At 56.4% G+C, this 280-nt stretch carries 1 protein-coding gene; it reads right to left on the bottom strand.

Features of this window, described 5'->3' with window-relative positions; genetic code table 11:
• On the bottom strand, positions 1-280 hold a 280-nt coding region (locus ACTHUG_RS11620; protein WP_440386923.1), incomplete at both ends, for a type VI secretion system Vgr family protein.

Genomic DNA, 280 nt, shown 5'->3' with positions numbered 1-280 from the left:
GTGGTTGTTGGCGGTTTGGGCGGCTTTGTTCAGGCTTTTGGCCAGGGAGAGTGCCTGTTCGAGTTGGGCGACGGCATCGTCCATATCCAGCACTTTGCCGTTGGCATCCTGGTTTTGTGCACTGACAAGTATGCCCTTACCCGCCCGTACGGCACCCCAGCCGTCGGTTCTGAGTTCGAAGCCTTCGCCGTTCTCTCCGCGTTTGTTGCGGTTTGAATCGACGATATGGCCGAGGTTGAGTTGGGATTTCTGATAGTCGGTGGCGAGTTTGATGTGTTCC

This window comes from Neisseria sp. P0022.S009 (assembly GCF_051956675.1).
Lineage (GTDB): Bacteria > Pseudomonadota > Gammaproteobacteria > Burkholderiales > Neisseriaceae > Neisseria.
The sequence above is the reverse complement of the archived record's forward strand: the minus strand, read 5'-3'. Positions and strand labels throughout refer to the sequence as shown.